Origin of the sequence: Streptomyces sp. NPDC006339, from assembly GCF_040612775.1 — a bacterium.
Taxonomy (GTDB): Bacteria; Actinomycetota; Actinomycetes; order Streptomycetales; family Streptomycetaceae; genus Streptomyces.
In genome coordinates, this window is record NZ_JBEXQW010000086.1 from 1 (window position 1) to 17,634 (window position 17,634).

The 17,634-nt window shown below is 73.4% G+C and carries 11 protein-coding genes; 7 read left to right on the forward strand and 4 right to left on the reverse strand.

Translation table 11 applies throughout. The annotated features are described in order from the left end of the window. Nucleotides 1-125: 125 nt before the first annotated feature. Nucleotides 126-1,325: an acyltransferase gene (locus ABZ135_RS37420; RefSeq protein WP_356702633.1), complete on the reverse strand. Its 1,200-nt coding sequence runs from the start codon at nucleotides 1,323-1,325 to the stop codon at nucleotides 126-128. A 439-nt stretch (nucleotides 1,326-1,764) separates the two neighbouring features. On the opposite strand from ABZ135_RS37420, the gene ABZ135_RS37425 reads away from it, so the two are divergent. The 5 genes from ABZ135_RS37425 to ABZ135_RS37445 all read left to right on the forward strand — a co-directional run bounded on the left by ABZ135_RS37425 (nucleotide 1,765) and on the right by ABZ135_RS37445 (nucleotide 10,325). Beyond that, nucleotides 1,765-3,864 (forward strand): phosphocholine-specific phospholipase C, encoded by a 2,100-nt coding sequence (locus ABZ135_RS37425; protein ID WP_356702635.1) that lies wholly within the window; start codon nucleotides 1,765-1,767, stop codon nucleotides 3,862-3,864. 186 nt (nucleotides 3,865-4,050) lie between these two features. Next, the gene (locus tag ABZ135_RS37430; RefSeq protein ID WP_356702637.1) at nucleotides 4,051-6,330 is read left to right on the forward strand and encodes an MMPL family transporter; all 2,280 of its coding nucleotides are present in this window, start codon (nucleotides 4,051-4,053) and stop codon (nucleotides 6,328-6,330) included. Continuing rightward, nucleotides 6,308-6,865, forward strand: a complete 558-nt coding sequence (locus tag ABZ135_RS37435) for a GNAT family protein (protein WP_356702638.1) — start codon at nucleotides 6,308-6,310, stop codon at nucleotides 6,863-6,865. Before ABZ135_RS37430 ends, ABZ135_RS37435 begins: the two co-directional genes overlap by 23 nt. A gap of 198 nt (nucleotides 6,866-7,063) precedes the next feature. After that, on the forward strand, nucleotides 7,064-7,237 hold the full coding sequence (locus tag ABZ135_RS37440; protein WP_356702640.1) for a hypothetical protein: 174 nt from the start codon (nucleotides 7,064-7,066) through the stop codon (nucleotides 7,235-7,237). A gap of 34 nt (nucleotides 7,238-7,271) precedes the next feature. After that, nucleotides 7,272-10,325 carry an AAA family ATPase gene (locus ABZ135_RS37445; protein ID WP_356702647.1) on the forward strand — a complete coding sequence of 1,018 codons (3,054 nt, stop codon included), beginning with the start codon at nucleotides 7,272-7,274 and terminating at the stop codon, nucleotides 10,323-10,325. Here ABZ135_RS37445 and ABZ135_RS37450 read toward each other — a convergent pair. From ABZ135_RS37450 to ABZ135_RS37460, 3 genes are all read right to left on the reverse strand, one after another. Next, nucleotides 10,209-10,520 (reverse strand): DUF6191 domain-containing protein, encoded by a 312-nt coding sequence (locus ABZ135_RS37450; protein WP_356702649.1) that lies wholly within the window; start codon nucleotides 10,518-10,520, stop codon nucleotides 10,209-10,211. The two genes, ABZ135_RS37445 and ABZ135_RS37450, sit on opposite strands and share 117 nt — an antisense overlap. A 42-nt stretch (nucleotides 10,521-10,562) precedes the next feature. Then, on the reverse strand, nucleotides 10,563-11,705 hold the full coding sequence (locus ABZ135_RS37455; RefSeq protein ID WP_356702642.1) for a PQQ-dependent sugar dehydrogenase: 1,143 nt from the start codon (nucleotides 11,703-11,705) through the stop codon (nucleotides 10,563-10,565). Nucleotides 11,706-11,796: 91 nt separating this feature from the next. Continuing rightward, the gene (locus ABZ135_RS37460; RefSeq protein ID WP_356702644.1) at nucleotides 11,797-12,798 is read right to left on the reverse strand and encodes an aldo/keto reductase; all 1,002 of its coding nucleotides are present in this window, start codon (nucleotides 12,796-12,798) and stop codon (nucleotides 11,797-11,799) included. A 74-nt stretch (nucleotides 12,799-12,872) separates the two neighbouring features. On the opposite strand from ABZ135_RS37460, the gene ABZ135_RS37465 reads away from it, so the two are divergent. Further along, complete coding sequence (locus ABZ135_RS37465) at nucleotides 12,873-13,835, forward strand: 2-hydroxyacid dehydrogenase (RefSeq protein WP_356702645.1); 963 nt, start codon at nucleotides 12,873-12,875, stop codon at nucleotides 13,833-13,835. A gap of 663 nt (nucleotides 13,836-14,498) precedes the next feature. Then, nucleotides 14,499-17,255 (forward strand): EAL domain-containing protein, encoded by a 2,757-nt coding sequence (locus ABZ135_RS37470; RefSeq protein ID WP_356702651.1) that lies wholly within the window; start codon nucleotides 14,499-14,501, stop codon nucleotides 17,253-17,255. The last annotated feature ends 379 nt before the right edge of the window (nucleotides 17,256-17,634 follow it).

Consider the following 17,634-nt stretch of genomic DNA (forward strand, 5'->3'; position numbering starts at 1 on the left):
ACACGACGGAAGGCAACGCACGATGACGACCTCCACCAGGGGAACTGCCAAGGTTCCCGCCGTACTCGTCCTGGCCACCGGACATCCGGTGCGGGGCCGCTCTCGTACGCCTGGGGGCGCGGGGCTCAGTGGGCGAACTCGGGGTTCTCCTTGGGCTTGAGCCCCTTGGTGAGCTTGCGGCGCAACCACCTGCTCATGGGCTTCTCGACCCAGCGGTAGATGCCGTAGGACAGCAGCAGCATGGCGCTCGTCGTCACGGCCATGTTGCCCCACGGGCCGAGCTCGGGGACGTGCCGGGTCAGGCCCTTGGCCAGCGGGATGCCGAGGCTCATGTGGACGAGGTAGAAGGGGTACGTCAGGGCGCCCGCGGTGACCAGCCAGCGCCACTTGATCTTCCTGAGCGGGCCGAGGGAGGCCAGCATCAGGACCGCGAGGAACCCGGTGACGAGCAGGGCGCACAGGGTCCAGGAGACCGTCTTGTCGGTGTTGGACGTGGCGGGGTGCCAGTTCACGCGGATCTGGAGCACGCTGAGCTGGTAGGCCCAGGCCATGCCCAGCATGAACCACAGCATCAGGTTCTGCCCGAAGCGGCACATCAGGTAGACGACGATGCCGGTGATGAAGTAGCCGGCGTAGAGGCTGAGGACGAACTGGTCGAGCAGCTTGAACCCGGTGGAGTGGGTGACGAAGGCGGCCACCAGCCACGCCGTGCAGAAGCCCAGCATGCGCTGGTAGGTGGTGCCGAACTTCAGCACGATGACCATGAGCAGATAGAAGCGGGCCTCGACGTCCAGGGTCCAGGCGACGCCGTCGAGCAGACCGACCTTGAGCGGCCCGGGGAACATCGTGAGGTTCGACAGGACCACCCGGGGGTGGATGACCGAGTAGATGTCGCCGGTCTGCATGGGGATGATCGCGATGCGCGCGACGATCAGCAGGATGACGAACCAGTACGCGGGGAACAGCCGGGAGATCCGGGAGACCGCGAACTGGCCCGGGGTGCGGCCCCAGGCGCTCATGCAGATGACGAAGCCGCTGATGAGGAAGAACATCTCCACACCGAGCCAGCCGTACATCGAGGCGCGGTGCACGAGGTACGAGAACACCTTGGGTGATTCGCCCCAGATGGCGGGATTCGTCGTCCCGAGGAAATGGAACGCGACGACGAAGAGGCAGGCCCCGAGCCGCAGTCCGTCGACGAGGGCCAGGCGCGGCGGGCGCTTCGCGGCGGCGGCCTTCGGAGCCTGGGCGCCCGTGTCGGTGCCCGTCGGCGCGGGTCCGGGCGGAGCCTGCGTCTCCAGCTCGGCGATCTGATGTGTCGTCATGGGCCCCCCAGGGCTCGGCCGGTCAGAACTGGCCGCCCCTTCCGCCGGCGCACGGGCGGACACCCGGGTGCTGAACGGCGGACGCGGATGCGCGAACGTGCGCGTACGGAAGCCTGACTCGTCACAGGATCGGCTGGCCGCGCGGCGCGAATCGGTGCTCGTGATTCGAACGTCCTACTGAGAGTTCGCGCGGCGTGTACTTTTCCGCCCTTTGAAGTTCCTGTCAAACACACGTCCTTCACAGGAGATATCGCCCGATCCATACTATGTCTGAAATGCCGTGAAATGGCGGTTTGGACTTCCGAGTCCGGGGTCTTGGACGTTCATCGTCGCGCCCTCACCGGGCCTTCTCCCTGTCATCCCGCCTCACTACCGTCCCCGCCGTACCCACCCACTGGTTCGCAGGTGGACCATGGGCCGTCGACGAGGAGGTCGGGGCGTGTCACCGGAGATTTCGCGCAGAAGGCTGCTCGCGCTCGGCGGAGGGGCCCTCGGGGTCGCCGCCACGGGCTCGCTGCTTCCGCCGTCGCTGCAGGCCGCGATGGCCGCGGAGCCGCCCGCCGGCGGGATGGCGGCGGTGCGGCATGTGGTGATCCTCATGCAGGAGAATCGTTCCTTCGATCACTACTTCGGCACCCTCCGCGGTGTCCGCGGCTTCTCCGACCGCAACGCGATCGAGCTGCCCTCCGGCCGGACCGTCTTCGAGCAGCCCGGCCCGCTCGGCCGGACCGTGCTGCCGTTCCCGGTGCGCGGCGCCGCCGAGACGCAGAAGAAGGACCTCCAGTACATCGGCGACCTCGACCACTCCTGGAGCGGCGGCGGCAAGGCGTGGCGCGGCGGCTGGATGGACGGCTGGGTCTCGGCGAAGACCGCGGCCACCATGGCGTACTACGACCGCCGTGACATCCCGCTGCACTACGAGCTTGCCGACACCTTCACCATCTGCGACGCCTACCACTCGTCCGTCCACACCTCCACCAGCCCCAACCGCAACCACCTCTGGTCCGGCTGGACCGGCTACGAGGCCGACGGCAGCCGCGCCGTCACCAACGCCGCCTACGCGGAGGGCACCCACCCCGGCTACGGCTGGTCCACCTACGCCGAGCGCCTCGAGGCCGCCGGGCGCACGTGGAAGACGTACACCGAGTGGGAGAACTTCACCGACAACAACATCGAGTTCTTCACCGGCTTCAAGAAGATCGCCCGCAAGGCGCTCGCGCGGACCGGCGGGCACACCTTCATGGAGTCCTTCTACGCCGCCGTCCGCGAGACCGCCGACCCCGCCGAGCGGGCGAGGCTCCTCGGCCTCCTGGAGGAGGGCGTGGCGACCCTCACCGACGCCGAGCGCTCCCTCTTCGAGCGGGGGCTGCGCCGGGTCGAGACCGGCACCCTCGCGGACGCCTTCCGCGCCGACGTGGCCGCCGGGACGCTGCCGGAGGTCTCCTACCTCGTCCCCTCCGCGATCGACTCCGAGCACCCCGGCTCCTCCTCGCCGATCGCCTCCGCCACCCTCGTCTACAAGGTGCTCGACGCCCTCGGCTCGCACCCGGACGTCTGGCGCCGCACGGTCGTCCTGATCAACTACGACGAGAACGACGGCTTCTTCGACCACGTGCCGCCGCCCGTGCCGCCCGCCGACGACCCGGACGAGCGGTGGAAGGGCCTGCCCACCGGCCTCGGCATCCGCGTCCCGCTGCTCGTGATCTCCCCGTGGTCGGTCGGCGGCTACGTCTGCTCCGAGACCTTCGACCACACCTCGGTGATCCGCTTCCTGGAGCGGCTGACCGGCGTCGAGGAGCCCAACATCACGCCCTGGCGCCGGGCCGTCACCGGCGACCTGACCTCCGCCTTCGACTTCCACCGGACCCGCCGGCAGCCGCCCGTCGAGCAGCCCGGCCCGGTCCCGCCCTTCACCGGCCGCTGGCGGCCCCAGCCGCCGGCCGTCCAGTCGATGCCCGTCCAGGAGCCCGGCACGCGCCCGGCGCGCCCGCTGCCGTACCAGCCGGACGCCTACGCGCTGGTCGAGGAGGGAGAGGTCTCGGTCACGCTCCGCAACAGCGGCCGGGCGAGCGCGCACTTCGCGCTCTATCCCTACGCGGGCGAGTTCGCCGTCCCCCAGCACCAGGACGTAAGGGGCACGGCACCATGGAGGGTCCCCCTTACGCGTGATCGTTACCGCTTCACGATCACCGGCCCCAACGGCTTCCGCCGCGAGTTCGAGGGCCCCGCGGCCGGCGGTGCCGACCTCGTCTCGCGCATCGACCACCACGACCGTGACCTGCACCTCACCGTCCGCAACGACACCGGTGCCCCGGTCTCCTTCACCGTCCGGCCGCTCGGTTACGTCGACCCCGAGGACCTCGGCGAGCGCGGCCGCTGGACCCGCACCGTGACCGTGAAGCCCGGGAAGACCCGTACGGTCGTGCACTCCGCCGCCGACGCCCACGGCTGGTACGACATCGAGGTGACCGGCCCCGACGGCTTCCGCCGTCGCCTCATGGGCCACATCGAGAACGGGCGCCCCAGCGTGTCGGGCTGAGGCCGCACCGGCCGGGGCGGCGTGCGCCGCAGCTCAGGGGCGCTGCGTGCCGGGGGAACGGGTCGGTCGGCCCGTACCCCGGCACGCCCCCGACGCACCCTTGTGAGGATCGCCACGAAAGGGGCAAACGATCACGATTGGCTGCGAGAGTGGGCGGAGCACCGAACCACCCAGGGAGCACGTCCTTTGGCAGCCATCGCACGGTGGTGCATCAGGCACCGCCTCGTCGCCGTTCTGCTCTGGCTCCTCGCCCTCGGCGGGGTCGCCACCGGAGCGGCGATCGCCGGAAGCGCGTACTCCAACGACTACGAGGCCCCCGGCACCGAGTCCGGCCGCGCCACCGCCCTGCTCGAACGGGGCTTCCCCGGCGCCGGCGGCGACAGCGGCACCATCGTCTGGCACACCGACCGGGGCAGCGTGCGCGCCCACGACGTCGAGCAGCGGATGACCGCCGTGCTCGACGAGGTCGCCGAGCTGCCCGGCATCGCCTCGGTCACCTCTCCCTACGGCTCGGTGCCCGGCCAGATCAGCGAGGACGGCCGCACCGCCTACGCCGCCGTCACCTTCGACGCCCAGGCCGACGACATCCCGCTCGCCCAGGCCGAGGCCCTCGTCGACACCGCCAAGGCCGCCGCGGGCGACCACCTCCAGGTCGAGCTCGGCGGCGGCGCCGTCGCCCTCACCGAGGCGCCCGGCGGACACATCGCCGAGGCCGTCGGCGTCGTCGTCGCGGCCGTCGTGCTCTTCCTCGCCTTCGGCTCCCTCGCCGCCTCCCTGCTGCCCATAGCGACCGCCCTGGTGAGCGTCGGCATCGCCTACGCCGGGATCGTGCTCCTCGGCCACGTCATGACGGTCGCCGACTTCGCCCCGATGCTCGGCATGCTCATCGGCCTCGGCGTCGGCATCGACTACGCGCTGTTCATCGTGACCCGGCACCGCAAGGGCCTCAAACGCGGCCTGCCCGTGCCCGAGGCCGCCCGGATCGCGGTCGCCACCACCGGCCGCGCCGTCGTCTTCGCCGGCGCCACCGTCTGCATCGCCCTGCTCGGCATGCTCATCCTGCGGCTCGGCTTCCTCAACGGCGTCGCCATCGCCGCCTCCCTCACGGTCGTCCTCACCGTCGCCGCCTCCGTCACCCTGCTGCCCGCGCTGCTCTCGTTCATCGGCATGCGCGCCCTCAGCCGCCGCGAACGGCGCCGGCTCGCCGAGCACGGACCCCAGCCCGAACTGCCCACCGGCTTCGCCGCCCGCTGGTCCGCCTTCGTCGAGCGCCACCCCAAGCTGCTCGGCGCGGTCGCCGCCGTCGTCATGGCCGTCCTCGCCGTGCCGACGTTCTCCCTCCACCTCGGCACCTCCGACCAGGGCAACAACCCGGCCGCCGCCACCACGCGGAAGGCGTACGACCTCGTCGCCGAGGGCTTCGGCCCCGGCGTCAACGGACCCCTCACCCTCGTCGCCTCCCTCGACGGCGCCGACGACCGGCTGGCCCTCGACCGGCTGCCGGCCCGGCTCGCGCACACCCCGGGCGTCGAGACCGTCTCCCCGGTCACGTACAACAGCTCCGGCGACACCGCCGTCCTCACCGTCGTCCCCGACTCCTCGCCCCAGTCGAAGGCCACCAGCGAGCTCGTCGACCGGCTCCGCGACGACGTCCTGCCGACCGCCGTGGACGGCTCCTCGCTCCAGGTCCACGTCGGCGGCCTCACCGCCTCCTACGACGACTTCGCCGAGATCATCGTGGGCAAGCTGCCGCTGTTCGTCGGCGTCGTGATCGCGCTCGGCTGCCTCCTGCTGCTGCTCGCCTTCCGCTCCCTCGGCATCCCGCTCAAGGCCGCCCTCATGAACGTGGCCGCCGTCGCCGCCGCCTTCGGCGTCGTCGTCGCGATCTTCCAGTGGGGCTGGGGGAGCGAGCTGCTCGGCCTCGGCAGCGCGGGCCCGATCGAACCCTTCCTGCCCGTGATCATGGTCTCGGTGCTCTTCGGTCTCTCCATGGACTACCAGGTCTTCCTGGTCAGCCGGATGTACGAGGAGTGGCTGGAGACCGGCGACAACCGCCGGGCCGTCCGGGTCGGCCTCGCCGAGACCAGCCGGGTGATCAACTCGGCGGCGGTCATCATGATCTCCGTCTTCCTCGCCTTCGTCCTCTCCGGCGACCGGGTCATCGCGATGTTCGGCATCGCGCTCGCCGCCGCCGTCGCCCTCGACGCCTTCGTCCTGCGCACCCTCCTGGTCCCCGCCCTGATGCACATGCTCGGCGGCGCGAACTGGTGGCTGCCCCGCTCGCTCGACCGCGTCCTGCCGCGGATCAGCATCGAGCCCCCCGAGTCCCGGGTCGCGGCCGACACCCGTGCGAAGATCCCTACCAAGGTGATCATTCCGCGGCCGGAGCGGTCGACGCGCCCGGAGCGCGGTGGTCAGGCGGAGCAGGCAGAGGAGAACGAGGATGTTCGCGATATCGCTGGGTGACGACGGTGCCGAGCTGACCCCGCTCCAGCCCTGGCAGGCCGAGGAGTTCCTCGCCCACATCGACCGCGGCCGCGACTTCATCGGCGCCCACGTGGGCCTGCCCGACATCGTGACCGACCTCGACTCCGCCCGCGCCCACCTCGTCCGCTACGCCGAGAAGACCGCGCACGACGCCGGCTACCTCTACGGCATCCGCGTCGACGGCACCCTCGTCGGCGGCGTCATGTTCCGGATCTTCGACACCGAGAACGAGGTCGCCGAGGCCGGCTGCTGGGTCGAGCCCGGCCACGCGGGACGGGGCCTGGTCACCCGCGCCTGCCGGGTCATCATCGACTGGGCGATCGAGCAGCGCGGCATCCACCGCGTCGAATGGCACGTCTCCTCCGCCAACGCCCCCAGCATCGCCGTCGCCCGCCGCCTCGGCATGCGCCGCGACGGCGTCCTGCGCGAGAGCTACCGCTACCGGGGCAAGCGCGCCGACATGGAGGTCTGGTCCGTCCTGGCCCCGGAATGGCGCGCGGCCAAGACCGCCTGAGGCGCCCGGCGCCCGCCTGAGGACGTCCGGCGCCCGCCCCCTAAGGACCTCACGCGGGCGCCTAAGGCCCCCCGTACCCCGAACATGCGGCACACGCCCGATGTGGCCGTACCCCCTGGGAGACGACAGTAGAGGCATCGCGAGAAGCGATACCGACACCGGGACCGGCGACGGGACCGACACCCCAGGGAGAACACCATGTTCGCGTACGAGCTGCACCGCGCACACCACGCCGAGCTGATCCGCGAGGCCGCCGCCCAGCGCCTCGCCCGCCAGGCCGTCCGGGCCGCCAAGGCCCGCCGTGCCAGCCGCCGCCAGGACCCCGAAGGGCGGGTGAGCGCCGACCGGCACCGCTTCGCACGGGCCGCGTGACCCCCGTATGAGCCGGGCGACGGACGCCTGTGCGATGCTCGGCGCCGTGGAGACCAGGTCAGTCAGCCCCGTGTTCGTCGGCCGCGCCGGCGAACTCACCGCCCTCACCGAGGCGCTCTCCCGCGGCGGCGCGGGAGAGCCCCAGGCGCTGCTCGTCGGCGGTGAGGCGGGCGTCGGAAAGACCCGGCTCGTCGAGGAGTTCACCGAACTCGCCCGCACCCAGGGCGCCGTCGTCGCCGTCGGCGGCTGTGTCGAGATCGGCGCCGACGGGCTGCCCTTCGCCCCCTTCTCCACCGCCCTGCGCGCCCTCCACCGGCGCCTGCCCGCCGAGCTCGCCGCCGCCGCCGACGGGCAGGAAGGCGAACTGGCCCGGCTGCTCCCCGAGTTCGGTGACGTCGGCAGCCATGACCCCGCCGCCGAGGACGGCACCGCCCGCCTCTTCGAGCTGACCGTACGGCTCCTCGAACGCCTCGCCGCCGACCGCACCGTCGTCCTCGTCCTGGAGGACCTGCACTGGGCCGACGCCTCCACCCGGCACCTCCTCGCCTACCTCTTCCGCACCCTCCACCGCGGCCGGATCGTGGTCGTCGCCACCTACCGCTCCGACGACATCCACCGCCGTCACCCGCTGCGCCCCCTCCTCGCCGAACTCGACCGGCTGCGCTCCGTCCGCCGCATCGAACTCGCCCGCTTCACCCGCGCCGAGGTGCACCGCCAGCTCACCGGCATCCTCGCCGCCGAACCCGACCCCACCCTGCTCGCCGAGGTCTTCGAACGCTCCGACGGCAACGCCTTCTTCGTCGAGGAACTCGTCGCCTCCCACGAGTGCGGCCGCGGCACCGCCGCCCTCAGCGAATCCCTCCGCGACCTCCTCCTGGTCCGCGTCGAGACCCTCCCCGAGGACGCCCAGCGCGTCGTCCGGACCGTCGCCGAGGGCGGCTCCACCGTCGAGTTCGACCTGCTCGCCGCCGTCGCCCGGCTCTCCGAGGACGACCTCATCGAGGCCCTGCGGGCCGCCGTCGGCGCCAACATCCTGATCGCCGCCCCCGACGGCGACGGCTACCGCTTCCGCCACTCCCTGGTCCGCGAGGCCGTCAGCGACGACCTGCTGCCCGGCGAACGCTCCCGCCTCAACCGGCGCTACGCCGAAGCCCTCGAACAGGACCCCGGCCTCGTCCGCGCCGACGAACGCGCCAACCGCCTCGCCGCCTACTGGTACCACTCCCGCGACGCCGCCCGCGCCCTGCCCGCCGTCCTGCGCGCCTCCGTCGAGACCCGCAAGCGCTACGCCTACGCCGAACAGTTGCGGCTCCTCGAACGCGCCCTCGAACTGTGGGACGAGGTCCCCGACGAGGTCCGCGGCGCCCTGCGCCCCATGGACTACGCCGAGGCGTACCCCCCGTGCGGCTGCGACCCCGAGACGACCCCGCTGCGCTACCTCGACCTGCTCGCCGAGGCCGCCGTCGCCGCCCGGCTCAGCGGCGAACGCGAACGCGCCCTGAAGATCGGCAAGACGGCGCTGCGCCTGCTCGACACCGAAGAGGAGCACGACCCGCTGCGCGCCGCCTGGTTCTGGACCGAGCGGGCCCGGCTCCAGTCCAACCTGGCCCGCGGCGACGGCTGGGCCGAGATCGCCCGCGCCCAGGAACTCGTCCGCGGACTGCCGCCCTCCGCCGTCCACGCCCTGGTGCTCGCCGTCGCCGCCGGCTGGGGCATGCTCCGCAACCCCGGGCCCGACACCCTCGCCGACGCCGAACGCGCCGTCGAATACGCCCGCCTCGTCAAGGCCGAGGCGATCGAACTCACCGCCCGGGGCACCCTCGGCTGCATCATGCTGGCCGCCGGGGACACCGAACGCGGCCTCGCCGAACTCCACGAGGTACGCGAACGGACCATGGCCCTCGGCCAGTTCCACGAAGCGGCACGCACCCATGTGAACCTCTCCTCCTGCCTGGAGGGCCTCGGCCGCTCCCACGAGTCCGTGGAGGTCGCCACCACCGGCATCGACATGGCCCGCTCCCACGGGCTGGTCGACAGCGCGGGCTGGATCCGCGCCAACCTCGCCGAGTCGCTGCTCGCCCTCGGCGAGTGGGACCGGGGCCAGGAGGAGGCCGAAGTGCTGCTCCGCACCGCGGCCGCCGGCACCAAACCGGGCGGCACCGCCCTCATGATGCTCGGCCTCCTCGCCGTCCGGCGCGGCGAACCCGCCCTGGCCGCCACCCGGCTCGCCGAGGCCGCCGCCCGCTACGGGACCCGCGACCCCATCCCGCAGTACACCCTGCCGATGGCCCATGTGGAGACCCTCGTCGCCGCCGCCGAGGGCCGGCTCGCCGACGTACGGGCCGCCCTGGCCGCCGCGGGCGAGGCCGGCTTCCCGCCCGGCACCCACCGCTACGCCTGGCCGCTCGTCCTCGCCGCCGTCACCGCGGAGGCCGACGCGCGGGGCCTGCCGGCCGCCGCCGACGGCCGCCCGGCCGCCCTGGACCTCATCCGCCGCTGCGCACGGAACCTGGCCACCCCGGCACCCGTCTGGCAGGCCCACTCCCTCCACGTCTCCGCCGAACTGGCCCGCGCCGAGGGCCGGGACAGCGCCGCCCGCTGGGCCGAGGTCGTCGCCGCCTTCGCACCGCTCGACCGCCCCTACGAGCTGGCCCGGTCCCGGCACCGCCTCGCCGACGCCCTCCTCGCCGAGGGCGGCCGGCGCGAGGAGGCCGCCGCACTGCTCCGCGAGGCCCACGACACCGCCGTCCGCCTCGGCGCCCACCCGCTGCGCGAGGACATCGAGCTCCTCGCCGCCCGCGCCCGCCTGACACCGCTCACCGCCGACCGCGCCGCACCGGGGGAGCCGGACGCGGACCACGACGCCTCCGACGCCTCCGACGCCTTCAAGCTGACCCCGCGCGAGCAGGACGTGCTGCGCCTGGTCGCCGAGGGCCGCACCAACCGTCAGATCGCCGAGGAGCTGTTCATCTCACCGAAGACGGCGAGCGTCCACGTCTCCAACATCCTCGCCAAGCTCGGCGTCGCCGGCCGCGGCGAGGCCGCCGCCCTCGCCCACCGCCTCCGCCTCCTGGACGCCCCCGTCTGACCCGCCCGACCCGGCCGTCGCGGCGGGCCCGCCGGGCGCAGGCGCCGGCGCGGGCACCCGTATGGTCACCTTCCCGGAGGCCAGGTCTATCGGCCCCTTGTGGCGGTCGCCGTCACCCACGTCCTCCCGGGTCAGCGCGAGCCGCTGCCGCTCGTCGTCGGTGTGCTTGCGGCCCGGCGCGAAGAGCTCTTCCATCAGGTTGAACACGTGCTCGGCCTCCCTCTGAGATGCCGGGGGCTACCCCACCTCCAGACGGAGGATCCGGTCGTCGCCCGGCCCCGGGGTGCCCCGGGTGTCGGTCTCGCTGGTCACCAGCCAGAGCCGGGTGCCGCCCCCGGTCGCCAGGACCGTGCGCAGCCGTCCGTACTCACCCGAGAGGAACGCCCGCGGCTCCCCGGAACGTTCCGCGCCGGAGAGCGGGACGCGCCACAGCCGTTCGCCGCGGAGCCCGGCCATCCAGATCGCGCCGCGCGCGTAGGCGATCCCGCTCGGCGAAGCCTCCGAGGTCGGCCACTGGGCCACCGGGTCGGTGAACCCGGAGCGGCCGGCACGGCCCTCCGCCTCCGGCCAGCCGTAGTTCCGCCCCGGCTGGATCAGATTCAGCTCGTCCCACGTGTTCTGCCCGAACTCCGCCGCCCACAGCCGCCCGTCCCCGTCCCAGGCGAGCCCCTGCACATTGCGGTGCCCGTACGAATAGACCACCGAGCCCGGGAACGGGTTGCCGGGCGCCGGGCGGCCCTCCGGGGTCATCCGCAGGATCTTCCCGCCGAGCGACTCCCGGTCCTGGGCGAGCCCCGTCTCGCCCGTCTCGCCCGTCCCCGCGTACAGCATCCCGTCCGGGCCGAAGGCGATCCGTCCGCCGTCGTGGACCACACCCTTCGGGATGCCGGTCAGCACCGGCTGCGGCGCCCCGAGCCGGTCGCCGGCCCCGCCCCCGTACCGCATCCGGACGATGCGGTTGTCCGAGGCGGCGGTCAGATACGCGTACACCCAGCCGTCGCGCACCGCGAGGCCCATCAGGCCGCCCTCGCCGCCCGGCACCACCCCGGGGACCTCGCCGAGCGGCGTTTGGCGCCCGTCCCGGGCGGAGACGCGGGTGATCGTCCGCTCGTCCCGCGAGGAGACCAGCAGGTCGCCGCCGGGCAGCTCGGCCAGCCCCCACGGCGATCTCAGGCCCTCGCTCAGCGTCCCCGCCACCCTCACCGCGGCCCGCGGGGGACTCGTCCCGGGACCGGGGGACGTGGTCGTGCGGGAGGCGGTCGGGCTCGGCGAATCCGCCGCTCCTCCGTCCCCGCCCGAGGGCGACCCGCACCCGACGGCCAGCAGCAGCGCGGCGGCAGCGCCCGCCACGCCCTTCACGACGACTCGGCCCCGACCCATGCTCCCGATCCCTTCCCGCGGCGGTTCCTGCTCTTGATACACCGCCCGGCCCGTTCGGGTTCCCATCCGCCGCGGCGGGTTTCCGGGTCCGTCAGTCCCAGGATCCCCTCGGCGCGGGCAGCGCCGCGATCTCCGCCAGGTCCGCCGGGGTGAGCGCCAGGCCGGCCGCCCGCGCGTTCTCCACGGCCCACCGCTCCCGCTTCGCGCCCGGGATCGGGATCACGTGTGGTCCCCGGCCGAGCGCCCACGCCAGGGCCACCTGCGCCGGGGTGACGTGCTCGCCGTGCCGGGCCGCCACCCGGCGCAGGCCCGCGACCAGCGGCTGGTTGGCGGCCATCATCTCGGCCGTGAAGCGGGGGTGGCGGGCCCGGGGATCGTCCGCCTCGAAGCCGCCGCCCGGCGTCAGCGTCCCGGTCAGATAGCCGCTGCCCAGCGGCATCGCGGCCAGGAAACCCACTCCCCGCGCCTCGCACCAGGGCAGCAGCCGCACCAGGGCCTCCTGCGACCACACCGACAGCTCGGCCTCGACCGCGCTGACCGGGAACACCTGCTGCACCCGCTCCAGTTGGCGGATCGTTCCCTCGTAGCCGCCGCCCGGCGCGCCCCGCCGGGCCGAGCGGGCACCCACCGCGCACAGCCCGAGCGCCCGGACCTTGCCCGCCCGTACCAGGTCCGCCATGGCGCCCCAGGTCTCCTCCACCGGCACCTCGGGGTCCGCCCGGTGCAACTGGTAGAGGTCGATCACATCGGTCTGGAGGCGGCGCAGCGAGGCGTCGCAGGCCCGGCGCACGTACCCGGGCCGGCCGTTCGCCACGACGTGCCCGTCGCCCACCAGAAGCCCGCACTTGGTCGACACGAAGGCGTCCGCCCGGCGCTCCTTCAGCACCCGGCCGAGCAGCAGCTCGTTGGTGAAGGGGCCGTACATGTCGGCGGTGTCGAGCAGGTTCACCCCGGCGTCGAGGGCCGCGTGCACCGCCCGCAGCGAGCGGTCGCCACGCCGCTGCGAGCCGCTGTACGCCCAGCTCATCGGCATGCAGCCGAGGCCCACCGCACCCACCGAAAGCGCCGCCGCCCCGATCGTCCTGCGCTCCACCTGCCGGTACCCCTCCCTGTGCCGCCCCCCAAAGTAACCAATGGCGCCCCCGGTCCATCGCATAGCCTCCGGTCATGACGTTCGACGACACCGCCGCCGACGTGTGGCTTCCGATACCGGCCGACGAGATCGCAGGACTTCCCGCGCCGGGCGCGTCGGGATGGAACTACCGCTTCTGGGACGGCGGACCCGACTTCCCGGCCGATCCGGCGCGCTGCGCCTTCTACGTCGTGCCGTACATGAAGGGGGAGGAGATCGCGTGCCGGCCGCTGGCCGCGATGACCTCCGTCCGGGCGGTGCAGACCCTGTCCGCCGGCATCGACCACGTGACGCCGGGGCTCGGCTCCCTGCGCCCGGGCGTCCGGCTGTGCAACGCCAGAGGCGTGCACGAGGCCAGCACCGCCGAGCTGACGCTCGCCCTGATCCTCGCCTCCCTGCGCGGCATCCCCGGGTTCGTCCGCGGCCAGGACGCGGAGGAGTGGCGGGCCGGTTTCTACCCGGCGCTCGCCGACAAGTCGGTGCTGATCGTCGGGTACGGGTCGATCGGGGCCGCGATCGAGGACCGGCTCGTCCCGTTCGAGTGCGCGCGGGTGGTGCGCGTCGCGCGCTCCGCGCGTGCCACCGAGCGCGGTCCGGTGCACGCCCTGTCGGAGCTGCCCGCGCTGCTGCCCGAGGCGGACGTGGTCGTGCTCTCCACGCCGCTCACGGCCGAGACCCGTCATCTCGCCGACGCCGGGTTCCTCGCCCGGATGAGGGACGGCGCCCTCCTGGTGAACGTGGCGCGCGGCCCGGTGGTGGACACCGCCGCGCTCCTCAAGGAGGTGGAGGGCGGCCGGATCACCGCCGCGCTCGACGTCACCGACCCGGAGCCGCTGCCGGCCGGGCACCCGCTCTGGCACGCCCCGGGAGTCCTGGTGAGCCCCCATGTGGGCGGTTCCACCTCGGCGTTCATGCCGCGCGCCAAGCGCCTCCTGGCGGCGCAGCTCAACCGGTTCGCGGCCGGCGAGGAGCTCGCCAACGTGGTCCTGACCACCTGATGCGCCGCCCGGACGCGTGCGCCCCCTGAGTGCGCTGCTCACAAGCCCCTTGACCGTCACGCAGAGTACTGCACCCCTGTCCCTGAGTGACGATCCTGGTGTATGGTCCCGGAACGGGGGGACCGCGTCGGGAACGGGCAGACGCCGGGGAGCGAAGTGACGGGACATCAGATTCCGAGGGGGGCGACGGGTGAAGCACGGCCGAGTGATCGACGATCCGACGCGGCGGTGCCGCCGTCGGCCATCCCCCCGCGCCTCGCAGCCGCCCTTCCGGACCAGCCGGTCCCGGACCGGTCCGCCCGCGCCGCGGGACCACCGACGGACGACCGGGGCGCCGCCCCGGCCGGCCCCGGCACCCTCGCCGTGCCCGGACCCCGCCCCGGCGCCGCAGCCGACGGGGCCGCGCCGCCGGTCGCCCCGGACGGCGGCGGGTGCGCCCACGGCGACCTGCCGGGCGGCCGGGGCGGTCACGCCGCACCCCGCCCGGACCGCCCGGACGACGGTCTCGGCGCCCTTCCGGCACAGGAGCATCCCGGCGAGGCCCCGGAGGGCACGGTGACCACCGGGACGCTCCTCGGGCGCCGGCCCGTCGCCGAAGAGGCCGGGACGCGCCCCGGGCCGGGCGCGCCCGCACCCGAGCGACCGGGGCCCGGAGCCGGCGGCGTGCTCGCCCAGATCGGGCTCGGGCTGATCTCCGGGGGATACGCCACCGGCGCCGCCCTCGGCTGGGGCTCCGAGCGGATCGCCCTCGTCATGGGCGACTTCGGCCTCAGCGCCGCCGCGCTCGCCGCCGCCGTCTCCTGCTTCCTCTACGCCCGCGGCCCGCACCGCAGTTTCCGTCCCGCCTGGCTGCTCTTCGCCTTCTCCTCCTTCATGGCCGCCGCGGGCAACGCCGTCTGGGGGTGGTACGAGGTCGTGCTCCGCCAGGAGGTGCCCAGCCCCTCCGTCGCCGACCTCTGCTTCCTGCTGTTCGCCCCGCCGGCCATCGTCGGCCTGCTCGTGCTCGCCAAGAAGCCCGTCACCCGCGCCGGCTGGGTCTGCCTCGCCCTCGACGCCTGGCTGATCGGCGGCTCCCTGCTCACCCTCTCGTGGAGCCTCGCCCTCGCGCACACCGCCTACGTGCCCGGCGAGAGCGTCGCCAGAGCGGCGCTCTCCCTCGCGTATCCGCTGCTCGACATCGTCCTCGTCAGCATGGTGCTCGCGCTGCACTTCCGCCGCTCGCACGTCAACCGCTCGGCGATCAACACCGCCATCGCCGCCTTCGCGCTCACCGTGCTGTGCGACGCCCTGTTCACCTCACCGCTGCTGCGCGAGCACTACAGCTCCGGCCAGCTCCTCGACGCCGGGTGGTTCGCCGGCTCCCTGCTGCTCGCCTACGCGCCGTGGGGCGTGCGCCGGTCCGCCGACGCGCCGCCCGCGCCCCGCGCCGCCCGGCAGCCGCACAGCCGCCCGCTCGCCGGGTCCCTCGCCGCCCTCACCCCGTACCTGGCGGCCGCGGTCTGCACGCTCGGCATCCTGTACAACGTCGTCGAGGGACGCAGAGTGGACCGCGTCGTCGTCCTCACCGGCTGCACGGTCGTGCTCGCCCTGGTCGTCCGGCAGGGCATCATGCTGCTCGACAACATCGCCCTCACCCACGAACTGGCCCAGAAGGAGAACCACTTCAGGTCCCTCGTGCAGGGCTCCAGCGACGTCATCATGATCGCCGCGCCCTCCGGCATACTCCGCTACGTCAGCCCGGCCGCCTCCGGCGTGTACGGCCGCGAGGCGGAGGAGCTGATCGGGTCCGAGCTGGCCTCCCTCATCCACCCCGAGGACCTGGGCGCCGTCGTCCACGAGGTGCGCCGCTTCCTGGCCGCCCCGCCCTCCGAGGAGCCCACCACCCGGATCGAGTGCCGCTTCCGCTCCGGCCGCGGCGAGTGGCTCAACGTCGAGTCCACCGTCAACCGCCACCAGGGCGGCCTGATCTTCAACAGCCGGGACGTGACCGAGCGCGTCCGGCTCCAGGCCCAGTTGCGGCACAACGCCGAGCACGACCCGCTCACCGACCTGCCCAACCGGGCCCTGTTCACCGAACGGGTCCGCGGCGCGCTCAGCGGCCGCCGCGCCTCCGACCCCGGCACCGCCGTGCTCTTCATCGACCTGGACGGCTTCAAGGCCGTCAACGACCGGCTCGGCCACCAGGCCGGCGACGAGCTGCTGATCCAGGCCGCGCGACGGCTCCAGGACTCCGTACGGGCCGGGGACACCGCCGCCCGGCTCGGCGGCGACGAGTTCGCCGCCCTCATCCTCGGCGACGGCTCCCGCGACCAGACCGAGCGCGAGTGCCGGGTCCACGAGATCGCCGACCGGCTGCGGGCCCGGCTCTCCCAGCCGTACCGCCTGGAGAGCGGCAACGAGGTGCGGGTCGCCGCCTCCATCGGTGTCGCCTTCGCCGAGCCCGGCATCGGTGCCGGGGACCTCCTGCGCAACGCCGACCTCGCCATGTACCGGGCCAAGGCCGGTGGCAAGGACCGCGTGGAGCTCTACGCCCCGCAGATGCAGGCCGAGGTGGTCCGCCGCACGGAGCTGGCCGCCCGGCTGCGCACCGCCCTGCACGACGGCGAGTTCGCCCTGCTGCACCAGCCCGTCGTCGACCTGACCACCGGCCGGATCGCCGCCGTCGCCGCCCAGGCCCGCTGGCGCTCCGCCCAGGGCATCCTCTTCACCCCGGCCGAGTTCCTGCGGGCCGCGGACGACAGCGAGCGCACCGCCGAGCTCGGCCGCTGGCTGCTCGAAGAAGCCGTCGAGCAGGCCGCCGAGCGGGCCGGCATCGGCCACCGCACCCCGGTCGCCATCCGGCTCTCCGCCCGCCGCCTGCTGGACCGCTCCATGCCGCTCGGCTCCGTCGAGTCCCTGCTGACCCGGCACGGCCTGCCCTCCGGCTCCCTGATCATCGAGCTCGCCGACACCGACCCCCGGGACCCGAGGGTCACCTTCGACGAGCTGGAGCAGCGCCTGGCCGCCCTGCGCCGGCTCGGCGTCAAGATCGCCCTCGACGGATTCGGCAGCGGACACGCGGCGATCAGCGCCCTGCGCCGCCTTCCGGTCGACATACTGAAACTGGACCGCGGCCTGGTCGAGGGCATCGTGGAATCGGCCCGGCTGCGCAAGATCACCAGCGGTCTGCTGCGCATCGCCGGCGACCTGGGCATGCAGTCCGTCGCCGACGGCGTGGACATGCCCGAGCAGGTGCTCGCCCTGCGCTCCATGGGCTGCACCCACGGTCAGGGCATGGCCTTCTCCGGGCCGCTGGACGAGTACCGGCTGCGCCGGGCCCTGGTGCGGGACGAGTACCCGCTGCCCGCCCCGGTCCCGCTGAGTGTCGGAAACCGTCCCCCGATCCGCTCACATAATGAGACGCCCGTCCCACCTACTTGACAGTGACCGCGCGTCGGGGGGAGGGTCAGTGCCATGCGCACCCGAATTCTCGTACTTGGAAAGCGCGTCGGCTGAGGCAGGCCAGGAAAGGCCGCCTGAAACGCACCCGACGCGCTCCCCTCGCTTGCCTCATGGCACGAGGGGTTTTTTGTTGCACCGGCTCATCCCCAAGCCGTCCCAAACCCTCGTAAAACCCTCTGCTTCGAGAAGAGAATGCTGATGACCGAGCAGGCCACCGGGCACCATCCGCAGCCGCGGACCCGTAGCGGCGCACAGCCCGCCACCCCCGTCGAGCACGTGACGGGTGCGCAGTCCCTCATTCGTTCTCTGGAGGAAGTGGGGGCGGACACCGTCTTCGGTATTCCGGGTGGGGCGATCC